The sequence below is a fragment of the Roseixanthobacter glucoisosaccharinicivorans genome (assembly GCF_043195095.2).
Taxonomy (GTDB): domain Bacteria; phylum Pseudomonadota; class Alphaproteobacteria; order Rhizobiales; family Xanthobacteraceae; genus NCEH01.
Window position 1 is genome coordinate 1066342 of the sequence record NZ_CM195538.1, and the last position, 21611, is coordinate 1087952.

The window sequence follows — 21611 nt, forward strand, 5'->3', positions numbered from 1 at the left end:
TCAACTCCGATGCCGGCACGGGCTTTCCGGTCACGCCACCTGTCGCAAACCCGGGACGGCGGCAACGATCCGATCCACCAGGTCCGACCCCGCCTTTTCGCGTGCGAAGGCCACCACTTCCCGGGTGGCATCCTGCACCTGCGGCATGGTCATGCCGGCTTCCATCATCTGGTCGGCGATCCGCATCAAGCGCGCCATGCCGCCGAAATGGCCGGTGGCGGCGGGAAAGGCGGCCTCGTCGGGCGGCATCTGCAATTCACCCTTCAGATCCGGGATAGCGGCCACAAGCTCGGCAATGGCGGCCGGCGGTGCCTCACGCGAAAGAAAGGCCAATACCATTTCGATCGCGGCGCGCGCGGTCTGCTCGCTCACCCCGACCTTGTCCATGAGTCGAGCGGTCAACTCATCCACGGGCAACTCCTTCTCGCGGTTTCGTCGGGACGGCGCGGCGGGATATTGACCGCGCCGCATCATGGGCGCAAGCGCGCAAAAGCGGTGAACGCCACTTGCCCGCCCGGTGTTGCCCGCGCGACAAAGCGGACTGCGAAGTTTGGGAGGACGGCATGGCGAGCCCCGATTCGGATGGCAGGATCTTTCTCGGCGCGAGCGTGACCGGGAACACCGTGCATCCCCAATACCTCACGTTACGGCTGGCCAATCGCCATGGGCTCGTCACCGGCGCCACGGGCACCGGCAAGACGGTGACGCTCCAGGCGATGGCGGAAGGCTTCTCGCGCGCCGGGGTGCCGGTGTTCGCCGCCGACATCAAGGGCGATCTGTCCGGCGTCGCCGCGAAGGGGGACGGCAAGGATTTCCTGCTCCAGCGCGCCAAGGAGGTGGGGATCACCTATGAGGCCGATACGTTCCCGGTGATCTTCTGGGACATGTTCGGCGAACAGGGGCACCCCATCCGCGCCACGGTTTCCGAGATGGGGCCGCTGCTGCTGGCCCGCCTGATGGGCTTGAACGAGACCCAGGAAGGGGTGTTGAACATCGCCTTCCGCGTCGCCGACGAACAAGGCCTGCTGCTGCTGGATCTCAAAGACCTGCGGGCCATGCTGGTGTGGGTCTCGGAGAATGCCAAGAGCCTCTCCGCGCAATATGGCAATGTCTCCGCCGCCAGTATCGGCGCCATCCAGCGCCAGCTTCTGGTGCTGGAGAACCAGGGCGGAGACCACTTCTTCGGCGAGCCGGCGCTCGACATCAAGGATCTGATGCGGGTCGACCGCTCCGGCTACGGCACCATTTCCATCCTCGCCGCCGACAAGCTGATGGGCGCGCCGCGGCTCTATTCCTGCTTCCTGTTGTGGCTGTTGTCCGAATTGTTCGAGCAATTGCCGGAAGTCGGCGACGTGGAAAAGCCCAAGCTCGTGTTCTTCTTCGACGAGGCCCATCTTCTGTTCAACGAGGCGCCGAAGGCGCTGCTGGAGAAAGTGGAACAGGTGGTGCGGCTGGTCCGCTCCAAGGGCGTCGGGGTCTATTTCGTCACGCAAAATCCTCTCGACGTTCCCGAAACCGTCCTCGCCCAATTGGGCAACCGGGTGCAGCACGCGTTGCGCGCCTTCACGCCGCGCGACCAGAAGGCCGTGAAGGCGGCGGCCGAGACCTTCCGACCCAATCCCAAGCTCGACACCGCGCAAGTGATCATGGAACTGGGCAAGGGCGAGGCTCTGGTCTCGATGCTGGAGGGCAACGGCACGCCCACCATGGTGGAGCGCACGCTGATCCGCCCGCCTTCCGGCCGGATCGGCCCGTTGAGCGTGGCGGAGCGTCAGGAAATCCTGCGACAGAGTCCGGTGGGCCATCTCTACGACACGCCCGTGGATCGGGAGTCGGCATTTGAGATTCTTCAGCGGCGCGCCGCTGAGAAAAGCGCGCCCGCAGGCAGTGCGCCCGGCAGGAGCGCGCCCGAGCGCGGTTCGCCGACGGGACCGACGACCCGGCCATGGGGCCGCGCGCCCGTGCCGCGGACCGGTCCCGCGCCCACACGCGCCCCACCCCGCGTGCCCGCATCGACCCGGATGTCCACAACGGAAGTTGTGGTGCGACAAGTGGCGCGTTCCGTTGCGTCGCAGGTCGGCACCCAGCTCGGCAAGGCGATTTTGCGTGGAATTCTCGGCAGTATCAGCCGGTGATCGAACCGGCCCACAGTTGCGTCCACGGTGCGATGTGGTACTAATATAGTCGTGTCGAACGTGATTGCGGGGTTGCGTTCGGCCGGAGCTGCTTAACCAGCGCCCCGGCCGTGCAGCGGCCGGTGTGCTTCCAATGGGAGCGCCCCATGAAGGTGTTGCCAACTGCCCGCATTCTCGTTGTTGATTCGGATTCGGCGCGTCGTGAAATCACATGCGTCGGTCTGAAGGCGCTGGGCGTCGGGGCCGTGACTGAAATCGCCTCCATAGACGAAGCGCTGAACGCTCCCCGGACTTTTGATGTGATCGTGGTTCAGGCGGCCTCCGTGGACCTGGTGCCGGATCATCCGTTCCGCGAAGGGCCGGACGCCGTGCCCGGCATTCTCGTCACCGAAGGGGCGCCAACGGTTCTGGCCCGCCTTGCAAGTCGTGCCGGATATGATGCGGCGGTGGCCATGCCGCTGCTGCCGCGCCTGCTCTATCGGCGCATCGGTTCCGTGCTCCAGCGGGCCCGCCGGGCCCAGAGGCCGGCCTTGTCCAGCCATGATGACGCGAAGGTGCGCAGTCCGCTGCTTGCCGCAAGCTGAGATCGCCGCGCGGGTCAGGGCGCGCATCCGCGCTCGGCTGCGCATACCCGCTTGCGATTTCAATGGCTTGGCGGTGCGGAGCGCGATTTTCCGCCCGCGCGTGACCGGCGATAGACTGGCCGCACCGCTGCTTTGCGCTGCCCGTTTCCTTGCCCGATCCATCTTGCCTCAAAGCCCGGCGCGGCCCAGCATCGCGCCCGATTCCCTCGGCCGCCCGGCTTGAGGGCGGAGGAGGAGAGGCAGATGGCGCTGGACCGGATTCTCGATCGGATCGACGGTGAGCTCAACGCGAGCCTGGCCCGGCTCAGTGATTTCCTGCGCATCCAGAGCATTTCCACCGACCCGGCATTCGCAGACGAATGCCGCCGAGCAGCGAAATTCGCCGCCGATTCCCTGGTTGAACTCGGCTTTTCGGCTAAAGTTCACGAAACCACCGGCCATCCGGTCGTCGTCGGCCGCACCGACACCGGCGCCGCCCGCCGGGTGCTGTTTTACGGCCATTACGACGTGCAGCCGGTCGACCCCCTGGAGCTGTGGGACAGCCCGCCGTTCGACCCGCAGATTCGCACCAGCCCGGACGGCCGACTGCAGATCGTCGCGCGAGGGGCCAGCGACGACAAGGGGCAGGTCTTCACCTTCCTGGAAGCCCTGCGCGCCCATCGCGACATCACCGGCGCGCTGCCGGTGGATGTAACCGTGATGCTGGAGGGAGAGGAGGAATGCGGCTCGCCCAGCATGCCGGCTTTCCTGAAAGCCCACGGGGGAGAGCTGGGCGCCGATGTGGCCCTGGTGTGCGACACCGGCATGTGGGATCGCGACACCCCGGCCATCACCACCGCGCTGCGCGGCATGCTGCATGCCGAGATCATAGTGACCGGCGCCAGCCGCGATTTGCATTCCGGCCTGTTCGGCGGGGCGGCGCGCAACCCGCTGCATGTGCTCTCCCGCCTCATCGCGGACGTGCATGACGCAAAGGGCCGGGTGACCATTCCCGGCTTTTATGACGATGTGCGCGAGCCGACCCCCGCCGTGCGCGCCCAGTGGGAGGCGCTTGGCCTCACCGCCGAGGCGTTTCTCGGCCCGGTGGGCCTCTCCATTTCCACCGGCGAGGCGGACCGGATGCTGATCGAACAGATCCAATCGCGTCCCACATTCGAGGTGAATGGCCTGTTCGGCGGCTATATGGGGCAGGGCACCAAGACCATCATTCCCGCCAAGGCGACCGCGAAGGTCACCTTCCGCCTGGTGGCGGACCAGGACCCCAAGGCGATCCGCGCCGCCTTCGAGGCTTTCGTGAAGGCGCGCATCCCGGCCGATTGCAAGCTCGACCTGACCCTCGGCGAGGGCAGCCCGGCGGTAATGGTGCCACCGGACAGCCCGGATCTCGCCAAGGCGGCGGCCGCCCTTGAGGCGGAATGGGGTGTTGCCCCGGTGACCATCGGCAGCGGCGGCTCCATTCCCATCGTCGGCCAGTTCAAGGCCGCCCTCGGCATGGACACGCTGCTCATCGGCTTTGCGCTGGACGATGACCGCATCCATTCGCCGAACGAGAAATACGATGTGCGCTGCTTCCGCCAGGGCACCCGCAGCTGGGCCCGAATTCTCAGCGCTTTGGCCGCGGAATAAGGCCCGCCACGGCTTCCCCCCCTGCTGCATTTCTGGCAGGTAACCGGCGATGCCGGTGCGGGGTGAAGCCATGACGGAAGCGGAAGCCGAGGGCCTGGTCGATGCGTGGGCGTTCGATGGCAAGGGGCGCGCCACCAAGCTGAGCTGGCAGGAGGTGGAGGCCGGCACCGCCCCGGAGGGCGGCTTCGTATGGCTGAATTTCCGTCATATTCAGCGCCGCCCGCAGGAATGGCTGCGCACCAAGGCGGGGCTCGACGCCTCGATCCTCGAGGCGATGCTGGACGATGAATCGCGCCCGCGCTGCTCCATGTTCGCTGACGGCGCCATGCTGGTGCTGCGGGGCATCAATCTGCATCGCAACGCCCTGCCGGAAGATCCGCTCTCGGTCTATTTCTGGGTCGATGCCAAGCGGGTGATCTCGTTCCATCACGAGCCGATCTCCGCGCTTGCCGATTATGCGGATTCCCTGAGCCGGCGGCATTGCGCCCACACCCAGGGCGAGATGGTGGCGGAAGTCGCCATGCGTCTCGTGGACCGACTCGACGCCGTGGTGGCGAACCTCATGGACGAGGCGGACGAACTGGAAGACCTGGTGCCCACCACCGGCGCCGGAGAGATGCTGCCGAAGCTCGCGGTGCTGCGGCGCGTCTCCATCAAGCTGCGCCGGCATATCGCGCCCCAGCGCGAGGCGCTCAATCATTTCTCGCTGGAAGACGATCCCTGGATCGGCCCCAAGGACCGCAATCGTTTGCGGGATGCCGGCGACCGGGTGGCGCGCTTCACCGAAGAGCTGGATTCGATCCGCGAGCGCGCGTCCCTGATCCGCGATCAATTGGTGGACCGGCGGGCGGAGCAGATGAACCAGTCCATGCTGGTGCTGGCCGTGGTGACTGTGGTGTTCGCGCCGCTGACGCTGATTTCCGGCCTGTTCGGCATGAATGTGGGCGGCATTCCCGGCACGCAGGACCCGGATTCCTTCTGGGTCATCACCGTGATCCTGGTGATGTTCGCCGCCGGCCTCGTGGTGCTGTTCCGCCGCCTGAAATGGATCTGAAGGCGGGCGCCGACGTCTCCCGCGTGCGATGAGCCGGGCGCTCAAGTCGGCCTGGGCGCGCAGGGAGGCTTAAAGCAGGGGACTTCAATATGAAACCACCGGGCCAGTCGGCTGGCCCGGTGGTTTTTCAGCATCCGATCCTGCGGTCAGTTCTTGCCGCCGGCGAACACGCTCGGGAAGCTGCGGCCGCGCACGTCATAGACGCGGGCATAAATGACGCCCTCGCGCTCAACTTGCACCAGCACAGGCGCCTGCACCTGGGCGCAATAGAATTCCCCGAGCATCAGCGCGAAATCCGCGCCTTCGGTATTATAGGTGGTCTCGAAGCGCGGGCCGAGTTCCACCGCCGCAGCATGGTGCGGCCCGCAGACCGCGACCTTGAACTTGCGGCCCTGGGGCAGGGCCCGGCGATGCTCGTCCACATATTCGTCCAGCTGGGCGGAGGCCTGTTTGAAGGCGAGACCCCAGTAATCCAGCATGAACTGGCTGTCCGCGCCGCGCACGCCGCCGACGAGATGGTTGTAATAGGTATATTGATAAGGATGGATCTCGGCGAATTCCACCGCCGGGAACGCCAAACCGACCATGAAGAGGCCGGCCACAGCGGCCCGCGCGGTGCGGTTGAAGCCTGCCACCCATTGCCAGATCCAGTTGCCGGCGAGGCCGCCGAGCAATGCCAGGGCGGGGGTGACGAACACGAAATGGCGGATGCCATTGTACATCACCGGCCGGGTCACCACGGTCAGCAGGATGGGGAATGCGGCCGCCGAGACGATCAGCAGCAGGGCGGCGCGGCGCGTGCTGCTGCCCTTGCCGAAGAAGGCGGCCACCAGGGCGCCGGCGGCGCCGGAAAGCGAGAGGCCGAGGAACAGTTCCGGCATCTGCACCGCGAACAGGGTCGGCACATAGGTGCGCGGCATGTCGGGCACCAGCACGGGGCGGCCCTCATACAGCTCGCGCCAGGGCACTTCCCAGAAATTGGAATAATAAGCCAGCGCGCGCAGCGGGTTGAGCGGCTCGATGACGGCCCAGGGCCAGATCAGGCCGAGCACCAGATAGGACAGGGGAAGGCCGATCGCGATGAGGCCCAAGAAGCCGGCGGCGCGCCCCAGCATCGCCTTGAAGCCCAATTGGCGCCATTCGATCGCCAGCAGCAGCAGGAAGGCGAGCCCGGCATAGCCGACCGCGATCAGGCCCAGCACACGGGTTCCCACCGCAAGGCCAAGGGTGAGGCCGAACAGGGCGACGCTGCGCCAGCTGGGCTTGGGATATTCGTCCAGGAGGCGGACGATGGCATAGAGCAGGCCGGCCACCGCCACGGCGAAGGGGGCATCCTTCGCATTCATGAACATATGGCCGTAATAGAGCGGGCAGATGAGCAGCAGGCACAGCGCGACGAGGCCGCAGACCGGGCCGCCGAGCCGGCGCCCGGTGCGCCACACGATGGCGAAGCCGATCACCCCGACGATCGCACCCAGAAGGCGGCGGATGCTGAAAATATCAATCGCCGGCATCCATTTGTGGATGGCCGAGGCGATCAGGTCGAACCCGCCACCATAATAATAGAGGTTGACGAAGGAGAACACCTTATCCTGCGTCAGGCGGGAATCGAAATATTTGTACAGCAGGTCGCCGTATTGGGAGTGGGTGAAGTCGTCCCACCCCAATCCGTAATCCCCGAAGGTAAAGACGGCGAGCAGGAATACAGCCGCAATGAGGGCCAATGCCACGCGATCTACGCTGGACGCGGGCAGACGAAAGAGACTTGCGACTCGCATGGAAGAAAGCATCCAACTCTTACGCTGTGCACCAGCTCCGAAAACATGACCGTCGCAGGGCAGCTTGGCCTGCGCCATCAGTCACGTAACCGTGAGCAAAAGACTATTTCTGGCGAGCGTGAGCGATGCAAGAAGTTTATGCATTGCGATGCAGCAATTGTCACTGCTCGTCAAGATTGTGCTTCTTAAATCAGCTTGAAGGCAAAAGCTTGCGCGGATCTTGCGTATTGGGGGCGGAAGTTAGCCGGATATAAGAAAGGCCGGAGCAAACATTGCTCCGGCCTCGCAGGGGTTCGCGTCCTGGCGGGTTCGGTCCGAACCGCCGCATCGCGCGATGGTCAGGCGGCTTTGCTGTACAGCTCGGCCACATAGTCCCAATTGACCATGTGCTCGAGGAAAGCCTTCAGATAGTCGGGGCGGCGATTGCGGTAGTCGATATAATAGGAATGCTCCCACACATCGACGCCCAGCAGCGGCGTACCGCCATGAACCAGCGGGTTTTCGCCGTTCGCCGTCTTGGTGATGACGAACTTGCCGTCGACCAGCGCGAGCCAGGCCCAGCCGGAACCGAACTGGCCGATGCCGGCGGCGGTGAAGTCTTCCTTGAATTTCTCCACGGAACCGATGTCCGCGATGATCTTCTTTTCGATCTCGCCGGGAATGGCGCCGCCGCCGTTGGGCTTCATCCACTGCCAGAAATGCAGATGGTTGTAATGCTGGGCGGCATTGTTGAAGAGGCCGGCATTCTTGCCGAACGACCCCTTCACCACCTCCTCGAGGGATTTTCCTTCGAATTCTGTTCCCTTTAGGAGATTATTACCGTTATTGACATACGCAAGATGATGCTTGTCGTGATGATATTCGAGCGTCTCGCGGGACATATAGGGTGCGAGGGCGTCGTAAGAATAAGGCAGTTCGGGAAGCGTGAAAGACATCTGGCGTCTCCGCGTTCGGTCCGGGAGGAGTTCTACGACCCCCCCGCCGGTGACCGGGCAGGGGCGGGCGCCTGAACTGGGACCTAGATAGGCCGGGCAGGGGCGAGGGACAACAGCGCATCGGGCTGAATTGTTTCTTTCTCTTTCTAATGTATGAGACCGGGGGCACGCCGGTCGTGCGTGGAGTTGAGAGAATGTGGCGAATCCTGGTGGCTCTCGGTGGGCTCCTCGTTGCGGTCGGCCTTCTGGCCCTGGCGCTCGGGGCGGCGATCTTCGTTTCGAATTTCGGCAATGCGTTGATCGCCACCGGGGCGGTGAGCGTCAGCGGCGGCATCGTCGTGATCTGCATTGCCATGGTTCTGAAGGAGGTGGCGCGCCTCAATGCGCGCTTCGACGTCCTGGAAGGCCACGGCTCCGCCGGCACCGCGCCCCTGGCGCTCGCCGACGAGCATGCCGAGCGCGAGGCCCACGAGGCCGATTTCACCCCGCTCGAGGATTATGAGCCCCCGGCGCAATTGCCGCCTGCGCGGGCGCGCCTGCCGTTGGGCGATGGCGTTCCCGTGGCCGACCAGCGGCGCGGCCGCGTGCTGGATCGCCCGCAGGACCGGGCCGAGGAGCCGGTGCCCGATCGCGTGGCGCTGGAGCGGGCCGGCATGGAACGCGCCCTCGACCGCTCGCTGGAACGGGCGGTGGAGCAGATGCCGGAGCGCGCCGAGCGCCCGGCCTTCGAGCGCCCCCCGGCGGTGCGCAATCCGCTGGATCGCCCGCCTCAGGAGCGCGCGCCGGAGCGTAACCCGCTCGATCGCAACCCGCTGGACAGGAATCCGCTGGACCGCAACCCCTTCGAGCGTATCCCCGCCGATCGCATGCCGCTCGGCGGATCGCCGGATCCCCTGCTGCCGGAACGCGCGGCCCCGCCGGAGCGGATGCCGCAGCCGCGCGTGCCGCAGGATCGCGCGCCGGCCGAGCGCGGCCCGGCTCCGCGTCCGCCGCAGGATCGTTTCCCGCCCGAACGCGCGCCCCAGGATCGCGCCCCTCAGGAACGGGCACCCCAGGAGCGTGCGCCTCAAGAGCGGGCCCCGCGTCCGCGCATCGGCTCGGATCTCCTGCCCGAGCGCGTGATGCCCGAGCGTGCGCCGGAGCGTCCCGTCGAGCTGCCGCCCGCCGAGCCGGCCGCGGCGCCGCCCCCGCCGGTGCCGAGCCGCCCCTATGGCGCCCCGCCGGCGCGCCGCACCGAAATTCCGGAACCGACCGTTCTCAAATCGGGCATCGTCGGCGGCATGGCCTATACGCTTTATTCCGACGGCTCGATCCAGGCCGAGCTGCCCGACGGCGTGCTGCGCTTCTCCTCGCTCCAGGAATTGCGCGACCACGTCTCCAAGACGCCGCCGGCGAACTGAGCGGGGCGCATCCGCACGCGCCGCCATCTCGAACCCGAACAGAATCCCGGAACGCCCTGGCGCTCCGGGATTTTTTTATGCCCGTGCCCATCGCCCCGCCTCCTTGCGCCAGTCCTTCCACCTGCTTGTTCCGCCGCTGCGGGCCGCGGCCGGATCCTCGTCGATCAGAGCGCAGCGCGCAGACGCTGGGGAAGTGCCGTCGTATACGCGAAGGGGGGAAGCCGTATGATGGTTCCATCGGGGGGCCTGTGCACTGGCGCAAAGCGCGCGGCTCTCCCCGTGGCGGGGTCTTTTGCCCCGCATTCCAAGGAGAAACGCCATGTGCCAGAATTGTATCGACAACGCGCTCAATCCCTCGCGCCGCCGTCTGCTCAGCGGCGGGCTCGCGCTGGCGGGCCTTGCCGCGACAGCACCGTTTTTCGCCCGCCCGGCCTTCGCGCAGGCCGCCGCGCCAGACGCGACGGCCCCCGCCCCCAATGCCATATCGCCCGACGAGGCGCTGGCGCGGATCATGAAGGGCAATGCCCGCTATGCCGCCAATACCCGCATCAATAAGGATTATTCCGCCGGCCGCATGGACCGGGCGCGGGCGCAATATCCCATCGCCGCGATCCTGAGCTGCTCGGATTCGCGCGTTGCCCCGGAACTCGCCTTCGACCAGGGGCCGGGCCGGGTGTTCGTGGTGCGCGTCGCCGGCAATTTCGGCAATGACGATGGCCTTGCGAGCCTGGAATACGGCGTGAAGGTCCTCGGCGTGCCGCTGATCATGGTGCTCGGGCATTCCGGCTGCGGGGCGGTTTCCGCCACCATCAAGGTGATCCAGGAGGGCACGACGCTGCCCGGCCATTTGCCCGAACTGGTGGGTGCCATGAAGCCTGGGATCGAGGCGGCGATCGCCCGCAAGCCGAAGGATCTGCTGGCCGAGGCCACGGCCGAGAACGTGCGTTACAACACCCGCCGGCTCGCCGAAGCCAAGCCGATCATCGGCGAGATGGTGAGCGCCGGCAAGGTGAAGGTGGTCGGCGCGGTGTATGACATCGCCACCGGCAAGGTGAAGATGCTCTGAGAGCCGTCGCCTCGGGTGGGCGCGTCCGTTCAGGGCGCGCCGTTCTGCCCCCCGTCACGACCGAGCTTCTGTCTGCCATCACTTACGCCCCGGCTTGAGCCGGGCGGGACGACCAGCACAAAGGGCGGCCCTGGCGCCGCCCTTTTCGCGCCGGGCGCCGGCTGTGCTCAAGCATTCAGCCGCATGATGGCGCGCGCATTGAGATGTGCCACCTTTGCGCGCATCTCATCGTCAAGCGGGGCGTCGTCGAGGAATTTTCCCGCCACGGCGGAATCCTCATAGGGATAATCCACCGAGAACAACACATGCTCCGCCCCGACGCCGCCGATGGCCGCCAGCAGCGGGACGTTGTCGCATTGGCCGGAGGTGGTGACATACAGGTTGCGCCGGCAATAGGCCGAGGGCGGCTGCAGCAGCGGCCGCTTGCCGACGATCAGCTCGGCCCGGCTGTCGAGCCGCCACAGGACATAGGGCAAGGTCTCGCCCATGTGGCCGAGCACGATCTTCAGGCCGGGGAAGCGGTCGAACACGCCGGCAAACACCAGCCGCAGGAAATGCGACGAGGTCTCGATGTTCCATTCCCAGGTGGGCTTCAGCAATTCCGGCGCGCCTTCCAGCACATAAGGCAGCCGATAGGAATCGCCCGGGTGCAGGTAGAGCGGAAGGTCCAGCGCCTGGAGGCGCTCCCAAAACACGTCGTAGCGCGGATCGTCGAGATAGATGCCGTTGGTCTGGCCGTTCACCATGGCGCCGGCGAAGCCGAAATCGCGCACGCAGCGCTCCAGCTCGTCGGCGGCGGCGGCCGCATCCTGCATGGCGAGATGGGCGAAGCCGCCGTAGCGATCGGGTCGCTTGGCGACCTCTTCCGCCAGGAGATCGTTCGCGCGCCGCGCCATCGTCACGGCGACCGCGGTGTCCGCCTCCACCTGGACGCCGGGGCCGGACAGGGAGAGCACGGCGAAGTCCACGCCGGCGCTAGCCATGGCAGCGAGGCGCTGTTCGCCGAAATCCGACATGGCCGCGATCAGGCGCGTGCGGCCCTCATCCGAGACCTTGGGCATGGCCTGGTCCAGATAGGGGATGAAGTCGGGCAGCATGAAGTGTTCTTCCAGAGCGATTTTCATGGCTCGGCCTTTAGGATGGAGGTGCGCCCGCAAACGCCTCGAAAGAGGGCACCCGAAGAGGGATCGGCTGGGTCTTCCGGCAGACCCAGCTTGACCCTAGCCTAGGCATGTAGCCTCAGAAAAGCACCGGCGCCGCGACGGATCCAATCCTGCGCCGTCATCGCGCCTTCGGATAGTCGTGCGTCGCGTTCCACCTGGCGGGCCATGCGCTCGGGATGATTTGGCCCGGGGCCGAGGAACGGCCGAAGCGCTGGGCGGGCGCGCAAATGCCGGGACGTCCCGCCGACCTGAGGCGGCGGGACGAACAGGTTATTTCAAGGCGTCTTGCACGATCTTTTCAGCCTCTAGCCTCGCCATTTCCAATAAGAATGCGAGGACCTCCAGTCGTTTCGCTAAAGCCAGCCGCTGCAGCTCCCCTGTGAGTGAGGCGACATAGTCTGCCAAGGATTGCTCGTCCTTCATCGTATCCTCCTGTGCGGGTGACAGGGATTCACCCGCACAGGAGGCCTCACCCCCCATTAGCAATACGGTAATATGAAACCTCAAAATCCGCGCGGCGCATAGTCCAGACGCAGAGCGATCCGCAGTGAGGGCTCAGCGCGCTGCCGTCTGCACCAGCGACAGGGCGAACACATAAGTGAGCGCCACTTCGTCCAGCCGGTCGAACCGGCCGGCGGCCCCGCCGTGGCCGGCCTCCATATTGGTGCGCAGCAGAAGCGGTGCACTGGAGGTGGCGAGCGCCCGCAGCCGCGCCACCCATTTCGCCGGCTCCCAATAGGTCACGCGCGGGTCGGTCAGCCCGGCCAGGGCGAAGATGGCCGGATAATCCTGCGCGTGCACATTATCCACCGGCGAATAGGCACGGATGCGCTCGAACGCCGTCATGGAAGCGATGGGATTGCCCCATTCGGGCCATTCCGGCGGAGTCAACGGCAAGCTGTCGTCCAGCATGGTCGCCAGTACGTCCACGAATGGCACTTCCGCGATGATGCCCTTGAACAGGTCCGGCCGCATGTTGGCGATGGCGCCCATCAGCATGCCGCCCGCTGAGCCGCCCTGCGCGACGATGTGCTCGGGCCGGGTGAAACCGGCGGCGACCAGATGTTCGGCAGCGGCGATGAAATCGGTGAAGGTATTGGTCTTCTTGTCGAGCTTGCCGTCGGCATACCAATGCCAGCCCTTGTCGGTGCCGCCGCGCACATGGGCGATGGCATAGACGAAGCCGCGATCCACCAGCGACAGGCGATTGGTGGCAAAGCCGGCGGGAATGGTGATGCCATAGGCCCCATAGCCGTAGAGCAGGCACGGGGCGGACCCATCGAGCGGGGTATCGGCCCGGTAGAGCAGGGAAATCGGGATGCTCTCCCCGTCGTTCGCCGGGGCAAAAATGCGCCGGGTGACGTAGGCCGAAGGATTGTGGCCGCTCGGCACCTCCTGGCGCTTCAGCAGCGCGCGGCCGCGCGCGTGCATGTCATAGGCCCACACCTCCGCCGGCGTGGTCATGGAGGCATAGGTGAAGCGCAGTTCGGTGGTATCGAACAGATAGCCGCCATTGAGGCCGAGCGCATAGGCCTCCTCGTCGAAGGCGACGGCGTGCTCCTCGCTGGAGAAGACCGCGCGGACGACGATGCGCGGCAGGCCGTTTTCCCGCTCCAGGCGCACGATGAAGCCGCGATAGGCCACGTGGCTCAGGATCATCCGGCCCGGCCGGTGCGGCACCAGATCCACCCAGCACGCCCGGCCGGTGCCGTGGCTCGGGGCGGTGACCAGCTTGAAATCCTCCGCCCCGTCGGCATTGGTGAGGATGACCAGGCTGTCGTTGCCGTCGAGATCGGGATGATGCTCCACGTCGTAGCGCACGCCGGTTTCGCGCGGCGCCACGCAATGGGGCTCAGGTTCCGGCAGGGCGAGATCCAGCAGATGGACCTCCGAGGTCTCGTGATCCCCGCAGGCGATCAGGCCGAAGGCGTGCGACTGGGTCTTCCCCAGCGACACGAAGAAGCCCTTGTCCTTCTCCTCATAGACCAGCACGTCGTCGGCGGGGTCGGTGCCGATGCGGTGGCGGTGGACGAAGGCCGGGCGATGCTCGGGATCGCGCTTGATATAATAGAGATATTCGCCATTTGCGGACCACAGGAGGTCGCCCGTGGCGCCCTCCAGCCGGTCCGGCAGGTCCGCGCCGGTCTCAAGGTCGCGCACGCGAATGGTGAACAATTCCGAGCCCTGCTCGTCCGCCGCCCAGGCGAGGCGGCGGTGGTCGCGGGTGTGGCTGTCGATATAGAGGCGGAAATTCGGCTTTCCCTGCGCTTCGTGGTCGCCGTCGAGCATCACCTGTTCCGGGCCCTCTGGCAGCGGCACGCGGCACAGCAGGCGATGCTGCCCGCCCGCCCGATGGCGGGAATAATAAGCAAATGCGCCATCGGGGGCGGGCACGGAGGAATCATCCTCCTTGATGCGGGCGCGCATCTCCGCGACCAGCTTTTCTTTCAGCGCCTCCTGGGGCGCGAAGAAGGCGGCTGAATGGGCATTCTCCGCCTCCAGATAGGCGCGGATGTCCGGCGCCAGGACCGAAGGGTCGCGCATGACGTCGCGCCAATTGTCGGCGCGCAGCCAGGCGTAATCGTCGGTGAGGGTGAGGCCGTGCACGACCCGCTCGGTGGGGCGGATGGCCGCCCGCGGGGGATCAGCCCGCATCGGAGGTATCGGAGGCAGGTGTTTCGTCCAGCTTGAGCGCGAGCGCCGTGCCGTTCATGCAGAACCGCAAGCCGGTCGGCTTGGGGCCATCGGGAAAGACATGGCCGAGATGGCTGTCGCAGCGCGCGCAGCGGCTTTCCACGCGCACCATGCCGAAGGCGCGGTCCTCATGATTGCTGACGGCGGCGGGATCGAGCGGGGCATAGAAGCTCGGCCAGCCGGTGCCGGAATCGAACTTGGTCTGGGAGGAGAATAGGGGCGCCCCGCAGGCGGCGCACAGATAGGTGCCGGCGCGCTTCTCGTCCCAATAGGGGCCGGTGAAGGCATGCTCGGTGCCTTGCTGGCGCAGCACGCGATATTGAGCGGGGGAGAGTTCCGCGCGCCATTCCGCTTCGCTCTTCACCACCTTGTCGCCGGTCGGGATCTCGCTGGATGTCGGGGCTTTGGCTTCGGTGCTCACGCGCGCTCTCCCAGTATTTCGCTCCCTCGAAGTAGGCATTCCCCCGCCGCCCCGCAAGTCGCGCGCCCCGCCGCCGGAGCGCGGGGGGAAGCGCTTGATATGCCGAGACAATGTGCAAGTGGTCTTGGGCCAAGCTAGTGGAGGAGAGGGGTTCGTGCACGATTGCGTAATAGCGAGGAAGAAGAGTTGTACTTTTCGTGAGAATGAACTTGCAATTCGTTGCCCTTCAACATAACTAGCTATGGCGGTGCCATCGTCGAGTCGATGCAAGCGTCGCTTCGCGGGCCGAAGACAGCGTTGGTGAGGCAACGGCTTCGCCGGTCCCGCATGCTAATTCGATTTCCGTTTCAAACCAGAAGAAAGTCCCATGAGCGAAGCATCGGAATCGACAACTTATATCGAGCTGGCGGCGGATATCGTCTCTGCCTACGTCAGCAATAATTCCGTGTCAGCCGCCGAACTGCCCGCCTTGATCAATGAAGTGCATTCCGCGCTGCAACGCGTGTCCAAGGGCGAGGTCGAGGCTGCGCCGGAGCCGCTGAAGCCCGCCGTGCCCGTTAAGAAGTCGGTGACGCCTGATTTCATCATCTGCCTGGAAGACGGCAAGAAGTTCAAGTCGCTCAAGCGGCACCTGCGCACGCAGTACAATATGAGCCCGGAGCAGTATCGCGAGAAGTGGTCGCTGCCGGCCGATTATCCCATGGTCGCACCCAATTATGCCGCCGCGCGCTCCGAACTTGCCAAGCAGATGGGTCTTGGCCAGCAGCGTCGTCGTCGTCGCTGATTTGTATAGGTCGGCGTACAAGTCTGGTCCCGCCTGACCGAGCAGCGCTCGGCTTGGCCAACGGGCCTGGAGGCGGCGCCGGATGCGGCCGGCTTCGGCAGTAAGAAAACGGTTACAAGCAACGCCGCCCAGCTGGGCGGCGTTTTTATTTGTGCAGTGCTCAGCCCCACCTTTGGCTGCCCCGTCACGCGCCGTCCGCGGGGTGCCGGGCGCTGGGCAAAAGCTTGAGGCCGCCCTTCGGGAAGGCCTCGCCATAAGCCGCAACCAGCCGCCGCAAAGCCGCATGTCGCACGGGGTCATAACATTGGCCGCTGCGGGCTGAGCGTCGCGTGGCACGCAATGCACTTTGGGCCGCCGCGCGATTATTTGCGGTCAATAGAGTCAATCCTTCCAGCCGCGCGTGAATCGCCTCTTCCTTATCCGTGCTGCGATAGGCGCGGATGCGGCACGCATGCGGCGGGGTGGCCGCGCGCGACGGCGCGGCGTGCCTGTCCAAGCGGGAATGGCGGGGGGTCTGTATGCGGGGAGCGGGCGCCATGATGCCTCCTGTGGCTGAACCCGCAGCATGACTCAGTTTTCCGATGTGGGGATAATTTCCTAAAAATCGAGGCGGAAAAATCGCCGCAAATGCAGGCTAAGCTTCTGATTAAATTAGATATAAAATATCTCGCAGACGCGGTGCGGCACAAAAAACTTTCCCGTCTTGATTTTATTCGCCTCCCGATATAGGAATAAATACTCTAATCGGAGAGTGTGATGCGTCTCAAGTCCCGCCGAGGCCAAGCCTGTCCCCCCGCGCCGCCGCCCGCGTGCGCGTCTCGTGCCACCAGCCCAAGCGCAGCCTTGCTGCCCGGCGCACCTTTGCCGCCGGATGACGCGCTGGCGCGCTGCCACGCGGCCCGCCTGCTCGCGGCCGCTTTCGTCCACGTGCCGCCGCAGGATCTGGAGGGCACGCGCGGCCGCGCGCCGGTGACGTTGGCCCGGCATGTGGCGCTCTATGTGGCCCATGTGACGCTCGGCGTGCCGCGCGGCGCCGTTGCCGATCATTTCGGGCGCGATCGCACCTCCATCGCCTATGCCTGCGCGCGCATGGAGCAGCGCCGGGAGGCGCCGGACTTCGATCGCGCCTTGTCCGCGCTCGAAGCCTGCGCGGCCCAGGCGATGGGGCAGGGCGGCCCCCTCCCGATGCGCAGCGCGCAGGGCGTCGGCCCCGCCGTTTTCGGAGATTTGGCATGAGCGCAGATCCCCAATCCCCCGTGCGGCGGGGCGCTTCGCCCCGCAGGCCGAGCCCGCGCGTCGCGGTTCATCGCGTGCTGGTGGACGGGCGCGAACAGGATGTGGCGCTGCATCTGGCCGAGAGCCCGCTGGCCTGGCTCGCCCGCCGCAAGGGCAAGGATGGCCGGCCCCTCATCGACCCGGTTCAGGCTCTTGCTGGCGAGCGGCTGCGGGCGGATTTCACCCGCGCCCAGCTGACCCCGCGCGTGACCACCAATTGGAGCGCGACCGGCGGCGGTGGCGGCACGGGGCCGGAGGCCTTCAGCGATGCGGTGCTTGCGGCCAAGTGCCGCGTGGATCGGGCGATCGAGGCGGTTGGGCCGGAACTGTCTGGCGTGCTGCTGGATGTGTGCTGCTTCCTTAAAGGACTGGAGAGCGTGGAAAGCGAACGCGGCTGGCCGTTGCGCACTGCCAAGGTGGTGCTGGCGCTCGCCCTCGATCGCCTCGCCGCCCATTACGGCCTGGCCCGCGCCGCCCACGGCCGCACCCATGTGCCGGGCCGGGCCTGGCACGCCCCGCCGGGAGCAAGCGAGTGAGCATGGCTCAAGGGCAAAAGCCTGGGGCCTTCTTGCCCTTGTCGCTTGGCCGGAACGCCCTTGACCCGGCGCCGGCATCCCCTCAAATGGCCGGGGCGGTGCGAGCGCGCCGGGGCAATGGGGTGGCGGGATGATCAATTCCTATCTGAAGGCGATGCGCCAATACGCGACCTTCACCGGCCGCACCAGCCGCAAGGATTTCTGGTTCTATGTCCTTGCGGTCCTCTTGCTGAGCATCGCGGCCCAGGTGCTGGATCTGGTGCTCTTCGGCGGCGAGCTGGAGACCGGCGACGGCATGGTCGAATTCGAGAGCTACGGCATTCTCATCGGCATCGTGCATCTGGTGCATCTCCTGCCGGGCCTGGCGGTCAGCGTGCGTCGGCTTCACGACACGGACCGCACCGGCTGGTGGCTGCTGCTGGAGCTGACCGGCATCGGCGCGCTGGTGATCCTGATCTTCAACCTGCTGGCGGGCACGCGCGGACCGAACCGGTTCGGGCCCGATCCGCTCGCCTATGGCGCGCCCGTCGCGCCGGCGCCGACGGGCACGATCCTGCCCGGCCGGTAGCACGCGCGCGGCGCGCTCAGGCTTCGGCGAGAGCGGCGCGGGCGTCGGCGCGGATGCGTTCCACCATGGAGCGCAGGCCGTTGGAGCGCTGCGGCGTCAAATGACCCTCAAGGCCGATGCGGCGGAACACCGCCAGCGGATCGGCCTCCAGGATTTCCCGCGCGCCCTTGCCGGAGAGGATGGTGAGCAGCACCGCCACAAGGCCGCGCACGATATGGGCGTCGGAATCGCCCTTGAATTCCAGCACCGGCCCGTCCGGCCCGTCGCGCCGCCCGCTCACCAGCCACACCTGGCTGGTGCAGCCTTGCACCTTATTGGCGTCGGTGCGCTCGGCCTCGGGAAAAGGTGGCAGGGCGCGGCCCAGCTCGATGACGAAGCGGTACCGGTCTTCCCAATCGTCGAGAAGCTCGAAATCGGCCACCAGGGCCTCGATATCCTGATCCGCTGTCATCGCACCTGCCCGTAAGACACCGCCGACGCCGTGTCGGCGCCCTTGGTCGGTTCTGCGCCATATAGGCTGCGCGCAGCCCCGGCAAAAGTCGAGACAAGCAAAAAATGCGCCGCGCGTTGGCGCGCCGGCGGGATTTTTTGAGCCGAAACGGCAGGTCGCGGTCCGGCAGGTCGCGGCGCGCGGATGCGCCGGGCCGAAGGTTTCAGGCGGGGCGCTTCAGGGGCGTGGGCACGCCGGGCGTCGCGGCTGGGGTTCCGGCGGGCTCGCCACCCCAGGAGGGCACCAGATCCTGCGGGGTCAGGCCGTGGCTGGAGGCGGTTCCGGCGGGCGCGGCGGCATCGCTGCGGGCATGGCCGAGCGCGTCCGCCACCCATTTAATGCCGACCTGGGCCTTTTCCGTGAGGGTCACCAGCATGTCGCCGCCGACCGCGCAGGCGTCCGGCTGGCGCTGGCAGAAGCCGCGCGCGTCCGCCACTGCCGACTGCACCGCCACAAAGGCCTGCCACGGGCCGACCTCGCGCCCGTCCCCGGACGTGCCGATGGGCAAGAGCAGCAGGATCAGGCCGAGCCAGAACGTCATGCGGATCAAAAAGAACATGGAGCGCCTCGCTTCAAGCTCCCCCAGGCGGCCCCGAACCGGGGCCTGGACCATTTTCCTTGGCGAAACCGACAGCGGCCGGTCTCAACCTTTGGATAACCATAGATATCAGAACGCCGGCCCTGCCGCAGCGCCCGCGCGGCCCCGCGCCCCCCGACTTTTCAAGACATCGTTAACGCTGGCCGGGCTGGCGGGCGGGCCTTAGCAGTTCGTTTAAGCGCGCCGTGCAAGCTTGCGTGGGATGAACGAGGGGGCGCCGCAAGGCGCTGTGGGCAGCCATTGCGTGTCGCGACTGTGATGAGACACAAGCTTGGGCCGGATGCGCGCGCGATGTCTGCGTCCGACCCACGGGGCAGCCTCGCCGATATCGGGCTCCTGGCGCGGCGTAGCACCCAGGCGCTGGGCGCGCTGTCGCTGCTGTGCGCCGGCGCCGGGGGGGCGGTGCTGCTGGCGGAAGCCTCGGGCCTTGCCTCGGGCGGTGCATCCGACGGCCTGTGGCTGCTGGCCTGCGGGCTGGTTTCGGCGGCGCTCGCGGGGGTTTCCGGCGGGTTGTCGCGCACGGCGGTGCGCCTGCGCGGCGCCGGGCCGGGCGCGGACCTTGCCCTCGTCACCCATCACCTGCGCTCCGGTGAGGTGGTCACCATCGCCCATGCGCAATTCCCCTTCGCCGCGCTGCCGGGCGCGCAGCTGGTGGGACACGGCCTGTTCGAGCGCATCCTGGTGGCGGACCGGCCGGCCTTTCTCGCCGCGGTGTCGGGTGCGGCCGGATTGACGCAAGTGGCCCATGACCTGCGCTGCGAGGTGCGGCTGCGCTGCGAGGCGGACGGGCTTTCCCCCGAATTCGTGTGGATGGAGATGCGCGCCTTTCCGCTGGAGGGCGGGCGCGTGCGCGCCTGCTGGCGCGACATCGGCGCCCAGAAGGCCAAGGCCGAGCAGGAAGCCGCCGCCCGCCAGGAGGCCGAGCGCGCCAATGCCGCGAAGAGCCAGTTCCTCGCCGCCATGAGCCACGAGCTGCGCACGCCGCTGAACACCATCCTCGGCTTTTCGGAAATGCTGCTGGGCGACGCCGCCGGCCGGATGGACGGCGAGAAGCGGGCCGATTATGCCCGCATCATCCACGACAGCGGCCAGCATCTGCTGGGCGTTGTGAACGACATTCTCGACCTGTCGCGGGTCGAGGCCGGAGCGTATGAACTCCTGGTCGAGCCGGTGGATGTGCGCCGCCTCGCGCAGACCTGCCACGACATGATGGCGATCGAGGCGGTGCGGCGCGAGGTGCGCGTCGCGCTCAACCTGTCGAGCCGGGTGCCGCCGATCCTCGCCGATCAGCGGGCCTTGAAGCAGATGCTGCTGAACCTGCTGTCCAATGCCCTCAAGGTGAGCGCGCCGGGCACGCGGGTGGAGGTCTCTGCGCGGGTCGAGGGCGGCAACCTGCTGATTGCCGTCGCCGACCAGGGGCCGGGCATGTCGCCGGCTGACGTGGCGCGGCTCGGCGAACCGTTCTTCCAGACCGGCGACATGGAGCGCCGGCGCACCGGCAGCGGCCTTGGCCTTGCGGTGGTGCGGGCGCTGGTGCGCCTGCACGAGGGGACGTTCGAGGTCGCGAGCGTGCTCGGGCGCGGCACGACGGTGACGCTCAGCCTGCCGCTGACCCGCCCGGCCGTGGTCGTGGCGCCGTTCGCGCGGCCCGGCGCGGCCGCCCAACCGGACGGGGAGCGGCGGCGCGCATGAGAATAGATTATGGAGAAAGCCATGTGTCCGGCGCGCCGGGCGAGATGCCGTTCGCGGAACCCCCGCGCGGCCGGCTCGGGCTGCGTTTTGCGGATGGGCTCGCAACGCTGGTGGGCGTGCTCCTCACCGGTGCCGTGCTCGCCAATGTGTTCGTGATGCAGAGCGGCACGCGCCCCGGCCCGTTGCCGGGCGGCACCGCCGTGCCCATCGCCCCGGTGCCGACGCCCAAGCCGCAGGCCGCCGGCGGGGCGGCGGGCACCCACGTGCCGGCGGCCGCGCTGTCGCCGAACCTCATGGCGAACACGGCGGTGCCCATCACCACCGCCCCCGCCGGGGGCATTCTCGGCACGGTCAATATTTCCGGCGACACCAATGCGCCCGCCGCGCCCCCCGAGGGCGGGGCGCCGATGAACATCGCCCCGCAGCGCGCGGCCGCTCCGCATCAGAGCGCGGCCGCGGCGGCCGCCGCCGCGATCCTCATGCCGCCGGCCCCGGTGCCCGGCGGCGCGCGGACCGCCGTCGCGACCCGCCCGCCCGCGCGGGTGCCGGGAATAGCTCTTTCGGGTGCGGACACGGTGACCGGCTCGGTGCGGCCGCCGGCGGAGCTGGCGCCGTCCTCGCGCATTCTCGGCGTGCAGAAAACCCTCGCCAAGCTCGGCTATGGCCCGCTCAAGCTCGACGGCAAGCCCGGCCTGGAAACCCGCCTGGCGGTCCAGCGCTTCGAGCGCGACCGCAATCTGCCGCCCGACGGGGAGATTTCCGACCGGGTGGTGAAGGAGCTGATCGCGGTCTCCGGCTCGGTGATCGACTGA

At 67.0% G+C, this 21611-nt stretch carries 22 protein-coding genes; 12 read left to right on the forward strand and 10 right to left on the reverse strand.

Annotated elements, in window-relative coordinates; genetic code table 11:
* Positions 1 to 30: 30 nt before the first annotated feature.
* The gene (locus V5F78_RS04625; RefSeq protein ID WP_394066140.1) at positions 31 to 411 is read right to left on the reverse strand and encodes a DUF2267 domain-containing protein; all 381 of its coding nucleotides are present in this window, start codon (positions 409 to 411) and stop codon (positions 31 to 33) included.
* Positions 412 to 563: 152 nt separating this feature from the next.
* Between V5F78_RS04625 and V5F78_RS04630 the strand changes: the two genes are divergently transcribed.
* The 4 genes from V5F78_RS04630 to V5F78_RS04645 all read left to right on the forward strand — a co-directional run bounded on the left by V5F78_RS04630 (position 564) and on the right by V5F78_RS04645 (position 5399).
* Entirely contained in the window at positions 564 to 2135 is a 1572-nt protein-coding gene (locus V5F78_RS04630; protein WP_394066138.1) for a helicase HerA-like domain-containing protein, read from the forward strand.
* A 146-nt stretch (positions 2136 to 2281) separates the two neighbouring features.
* Complete coding sequence (locus V5F78_RS04635; RefSeq protein ID WP_394066137.1) at positions 2282 to 2719, forward strand: ANTAR domain-containing protein; 438 nt, start codon at positions 2282 to 2284, stop codon at positions 2717 to 2719.
* Positions 2720 to 2962: 243 nt separating this feature from the next.
* Positions 2963 to 4345, forward strand: coding sequence for a M20/M25/M40 family metallo-hydrolase (locus V5F78_RS04640; protein WP_394066136.1), 1383 nt, complete (start codon positions 2963 to 2965; stop codon positions 4343 to 4345).
* A gap of 70 nt (positions 4346 to 4415) precedes the next feature.
* Positions 4416 to 5399 carry a zinc transporter ZntB gene (locus tag V5F78_RS04645; protein ID WP_394066134.1) on the forward strand — a complete coding sequence of 328 codons (984 nt, stop codon included), beginning with the start codon at positions 4416 to 4418 and terminating at the stop codon, positions 5397 to 5399.
* Between the two features lie 146 nt (positions 5400 to 5545).
* On the opposite strand, the gene V5F78_RS04650 is transcribed toward V5F78_RS04645, so the two are convergent.
* Entirely contained in the window at positions 5546 to 7129 is a 1584-nt protein-coding gene (locus tag V5F78_RS04650) for an ArnT family glycosyltransferase (RefSeq protein ID WP_394066133.1), read from the reverse strand.
* 386 nt (positions 7130 to 7515) lie between these two features.
* On the reverse strand, positions 7516 to 8112 hold the full coding sequence (locus tag V5F78_RS04655; RefSeq protein WP_394066131.1) for a superoxide dismutase: 597 nt from the start codon (positions 8110 to 8112) through the stop codon (positions 7516 to 7518).
* A gap of 194 nt (positions 8113 to 8306) precedes the next feature.
* On the opposite strand from V5F78_RS04655, the gene V5F78_RS04660 reads away from it, so the two are divergent.
* Together V5F78_RS04660 and V5F78_RS04665 are read left to right on the forward strand one after the other, a co-directional pair.
* On the forward strand, positions 8307 to 9512 hold the full coding sequence (locus V5F78_RS04660; protein WP_394066129.1) for a hypothetical protein: 1206 nt from the start codon (positions 8307 to 8309) through the stop codon (positions 9510 to 9512).
* Between the two features lie 319 nt (positions 9513 to 9831).
* The gene (locus tag V5F78_RS04665; protein WP_394066127.1) at positions 9832 to 10578 is read left to right on the forward strand and encodes a carbonic anhydrase; all 747 of its coding nucleotides are present in this window, start codon (positions 9832 to 9834) and stop codon (positions 10576 to 10578) included.
* Positions 10579 to 10745: 167 nt separating this feature from the next.
* On the opposite strand, the gene V5F78_RS04670 is transcribed toward V5F78_RS04665, so the two are convergent.
* The 4 genes from V5F78_RS04670 to msrB form a co-directional block, all read right to left on the reverse strand.
* Positions 10746 to 11702 (reverse strand): amidohydrolase family protein, encoded by a 957-nt coding sequence (locus V5F78_RS04670; protein WP_394066125.1) that lies wholly within the window; start codon positions 11700 to 11702, stop codon positions 10746 to 10748.
* Positions 11703 to 12011: 309 nt separating this feature from the next.
* The gene (locus V5F78_RS04675) at positions 12012 to 12164 is read right to left on the reverse strand and encodes a hypothetical protein (protein WP_394066123.1); all 153 of its coding nucleotides are present in this window, start codon (positions 12162 to 12164) and stop codon (positions 12012 to 12014) included.
* A 132-nt stretch (positions 12165 to 12296) separates the two neighbouring features.
* Positions 12297 to 14396 carry a S9 family peptidase gene (locus tag V5F78_RS04680; protein ID WP_394066122.1) on the reverse strand — a complete coding sequence of 700 codons (2100 nt, stop codon included), beginning with the start codon at positions 14394 to 14396 and terminating at the stop codon, positions 12297 to 12299.
* A complete protein-coding gene (gene msrB, locus V5F78_RS04685) occupies positions 14386 to 14856 on the reverse strand; it encodes a peptide-methionine (R)-S-oxide reductase MsrB (RefSeq protein ID WP_394066121.1) in 471 nt (156 codons plus the stop codon). Before msrB ends, V5F78_RS04680 begins: the two co-directional genes overlap by 11 nt.
* Positions 14857 to 15223: 367 nt before the next feature.
* Between msrB and V5F78_RS04690 the strand changes: the two genes are divergently transcribed.
* A complete protein-coding gene (locus V5F78_RS04690; RefSeq protein WP_394066120.1) occupies positions 15224 to 15640 on the forward strand; it encodes a Ros/MucR family transcriptional regulator in 417 nt (138 codons plus the stop codon).
* Positions 15641 to 15824: 184 nt separating this feature from the next.
* On the opposite strand, the gene V5F78_RS04695 is transcribed toward V5F78_RS04690, so the two are convergent.
* A complete protein-coding gene (locus tag V5F78_RS04695) occupies positions 15825 to 16178 on the reverse strand; it encodes a hypothetical protein (protein WP_394066119.1) in 354 nt (117 codons plus the stop codon).
* A 305-nt stretch (positions 16179 to 16483) separates the two neighbouring features.
* On the opposite strand from V5F78_RS04695, the gene V5F78_RS04700 reads away from it, so the two are divergent.
* From V5F78_RS04700 to V5F78_RS04710, 3 genes are all read left to right on the forward strand, one after another.
* On the forward strand, positions 16484 to 16876 hold the full coding sequence (locus tag V5F78_RS04700) for a helix-turn-helix domain-containing protein (protein ID WP_509276630.1): 393 nt from the start codon (positions 16484 to 16486) through the stop codon (positions 16874 to 16876).
* On the forward strand, positions 16873 to 17451 hold the full coding sequence (locus V5F78_RS04705) for a DUF6456 domain-containing protein (RefSeq protein WP_394066116.1): 579 nt from the start codon (positions 16873 to 16875) through the stop codon (positions 17449 to 17451). The genes V5F78_RS04700 and V5F78_RS04705 overlap by 4 nt, the downstream gene beginning before the upstream one ends.
* A 130-nt stretch (positions 17452 to 17581) precedes the next feature.
* Positions 17582 to 18019: a DUF805 domain-containing protein gene (locus V5F78_RS04710; RefSeq protein ID WP_394066115.1), complete on the forward strand. Its 438-nt coding sequence runs from the start codon at positions 17582 to 17584 to the stop codon at positions 18017 to 18019.
* Between the two features lie 16 nt (positions 18020 to 18035).
* Here V5F78_RS04710 and V5F78_RS04715 read toward each other — a convergent pair whose 3' ends face one another.
* Together V5F78_RS04715 and V5F78_RS04720 are read right to left on the reverse strand one after the other, a co-directional pair.
* On the reverse strand, positions 18036 to 18470 hold the full coding sequence (locus tag V5F78_RS04715; RefSeq protein ID WP_394066113.1) for a SufE family protein: 435 nt from the start codon (positions 18468 to 18470) through the stop codon (positions 18036 to 18038).
* Positions 18471 to 18672: 202 nt separating this feature from the next.
* Positions 18673 to 19068: a DUF5330 domain-containing protein gene (locus tag V5F78_RS04720; RefSeq protein ID WP_394066112.1), complete on the reverse strand. Its 396-nt coding sequence runs from the start codon at positions 19066 to 19068 to the stop codon at positions 18673 to 18675.
* 330 nt (positions 19069 to 19398) lie between these two features.
* Between V5F78_RS04720 and V5F78_RS04725 the strand changes: the two genes are divergently transcribed.
* Together V5F78_RS04725 and V5F78_RS04730 are read left to right on the forward strand one after the other, a co-directional pair.
* The gene (locus V5F78_RS04725; protein ID WP_394066110.1) at positions 19399 to 20799 is read left to right on the forward strand and encodes a sensor histidine kinase; all 1401 of its coding nucleotides are present in this window, start codon (positions 19399 to 19401) and stop codon (positions 20797 to 20799) included.
* Positions 20796 to 21611, forward strand: coding sequence for a peptidoglycan-binding domain-containing protein (locus tag V5F78_RS04730; protein ID WP_394066108.1), 816 nt, complete (start codon positions 20796 to 20798; stop codon positions 21609 to 21611). The genes V5F78_RS04725 and V5F78_RS04730 overlap by 4 nt, the downstream gene beginning before the upstream one ends.

What these genes read in the sequence shown, in the direction of transcription:
- V5F78_RS04630 (WP_394066138.1), top strand. Translation starts at nt 564, where the DNA reads ATGGCGAGCCCCGATTCGGATGGCAGGATCTTTCTCGGCGCGAGCGTG.
- V5F78_RS04635 (WP_394066137.1), top strand. Translation starts at nt 2,282, where the DNA reads ATGAAGGTGTTGCCAACTGCCCGCATTCTCGTTGTTGATTCGGATTCG.
- V5F78_RS04640 (WP_394066136.1), top strand. Translation starts at nt 2,963, where the DNA reads ATGGCGCTGGACCGGATTCTCGATCGGATCGACGGTGAGCTCAACGCG.
- V5F78_RS04645 (WP_394066134.1), top strand. Translation starts at nt 4,416, where the DNA reads ATGACGGAAGCGGAAGCCGAGGGCCTGGTCGATGCGTGGGCGTTCGAT.
- V5F78_RS04655 (WP_394066131.1), bottom strand. Translation starts at nt 8,112, where the DNA reads ATGTCTTTCACGCTTCCCGAACTGCCTTATTCTTACGACGCCCTCGCA.
- V5F78_RS04660 (WP_394066129.1), top strand. Translation starts at nt 8,307, where the DNA reads ATGTGGCGAATCCTGGTGGCTCTCGGTGGGCTCCTCGTTGCGGTCGGC.
- V5F78_RS04665 (WP_394066127.1), top strand. Translation starts at nt 9,832, where the DNA reads ATGTGCCAGAATTGTATCGACAACGCGCTCAATCCCTCGCGCCGCCGT.
- V5F78_RS04670 (WP_394066125.1), bottom strand. Translation starts at nt 11,702, where the DNA reads ATGAAAATCGCTCTGGAAGAACACTTCATGCTGCCCGACTTCATCCCC.
- V5F78_RS04675 (WP_394066123.1), bottom strand. Translation starts at nt 12,164, where the DNA reads ATGAAGGACGAGCAATCCTTGGCAGACTATGTCGCCTCACTCACAGGG.
- V5F78_RS04680 (WP_394066122.1), bottom strand. Translation starts at nt 14,396, where the DNA reads ATGCGGGCTGATCCCCCGCGGGCGGCCATCCGCCCCACCGAGCGGGTC.
- V5F78_RS04690 (WP_394066120.1), top strand. Translation starts at nt 15,224, where the DNA reads ATGAGCGAAGCATCGGAATCGACAACTTATATCGAGCTGGCGGCGGAT.
- V5F78_RS04695 (WP_394066119.1), bottom strand. Translation starts at nt 16,178, where the DNA reads ATGGCGCCCGCTCCCCGCATACAGACCCCCCGCCATTCCCGCTTGGAC.
- V5F78_RS04705 (WP_394066116.1), top strand. Translation starts at nt 16,873, where the DNA reads ATGAGCGCAGATCCCCAATCCCCCGTGCGGCGGGGCGCTTCGCCCCGC.
- V5F78_RS04710 (WP_394066115.1), top strand. Translation starts at nt 17,582, where the DNA reads ATGATCAATTCCTATCTGAAGGCGATGCGCCAATACGCGACCTTCACC.
- V5F78_RS04715 (WP_394066113.1), bottom strand. Translation starts at nt 18,470, where the DNA reads ATGACAGCGGATCAGGATATCGAGGCCCTGGTGGCCGATTTCGAGCTT.
- V5F78_RS04720 (WP_394066112.1), bottom strand. Translation starts at nt 19,068, where the DNA reads ATGTTCTTTTTGATCCGCATGACGTTCTGGCTCGGCCTGATCCTGCTG.
- V5F78_RS04725 (WP_394066110.1), top strand. Translation starts at nt 19,399, where the DNA reads ATGTCTGCGTCCGACCCACGGGGCAGCCTCGCCGATATCGGGCTCCTG.
- V5F78_RS04730 (WP_394066108.1), top strand. Translation starts at nt 20,796, where the DNA reads ATGAGAATAGATTATGGAGAAAGCCATGTGTCCGGCGCGCCGGGCGAG.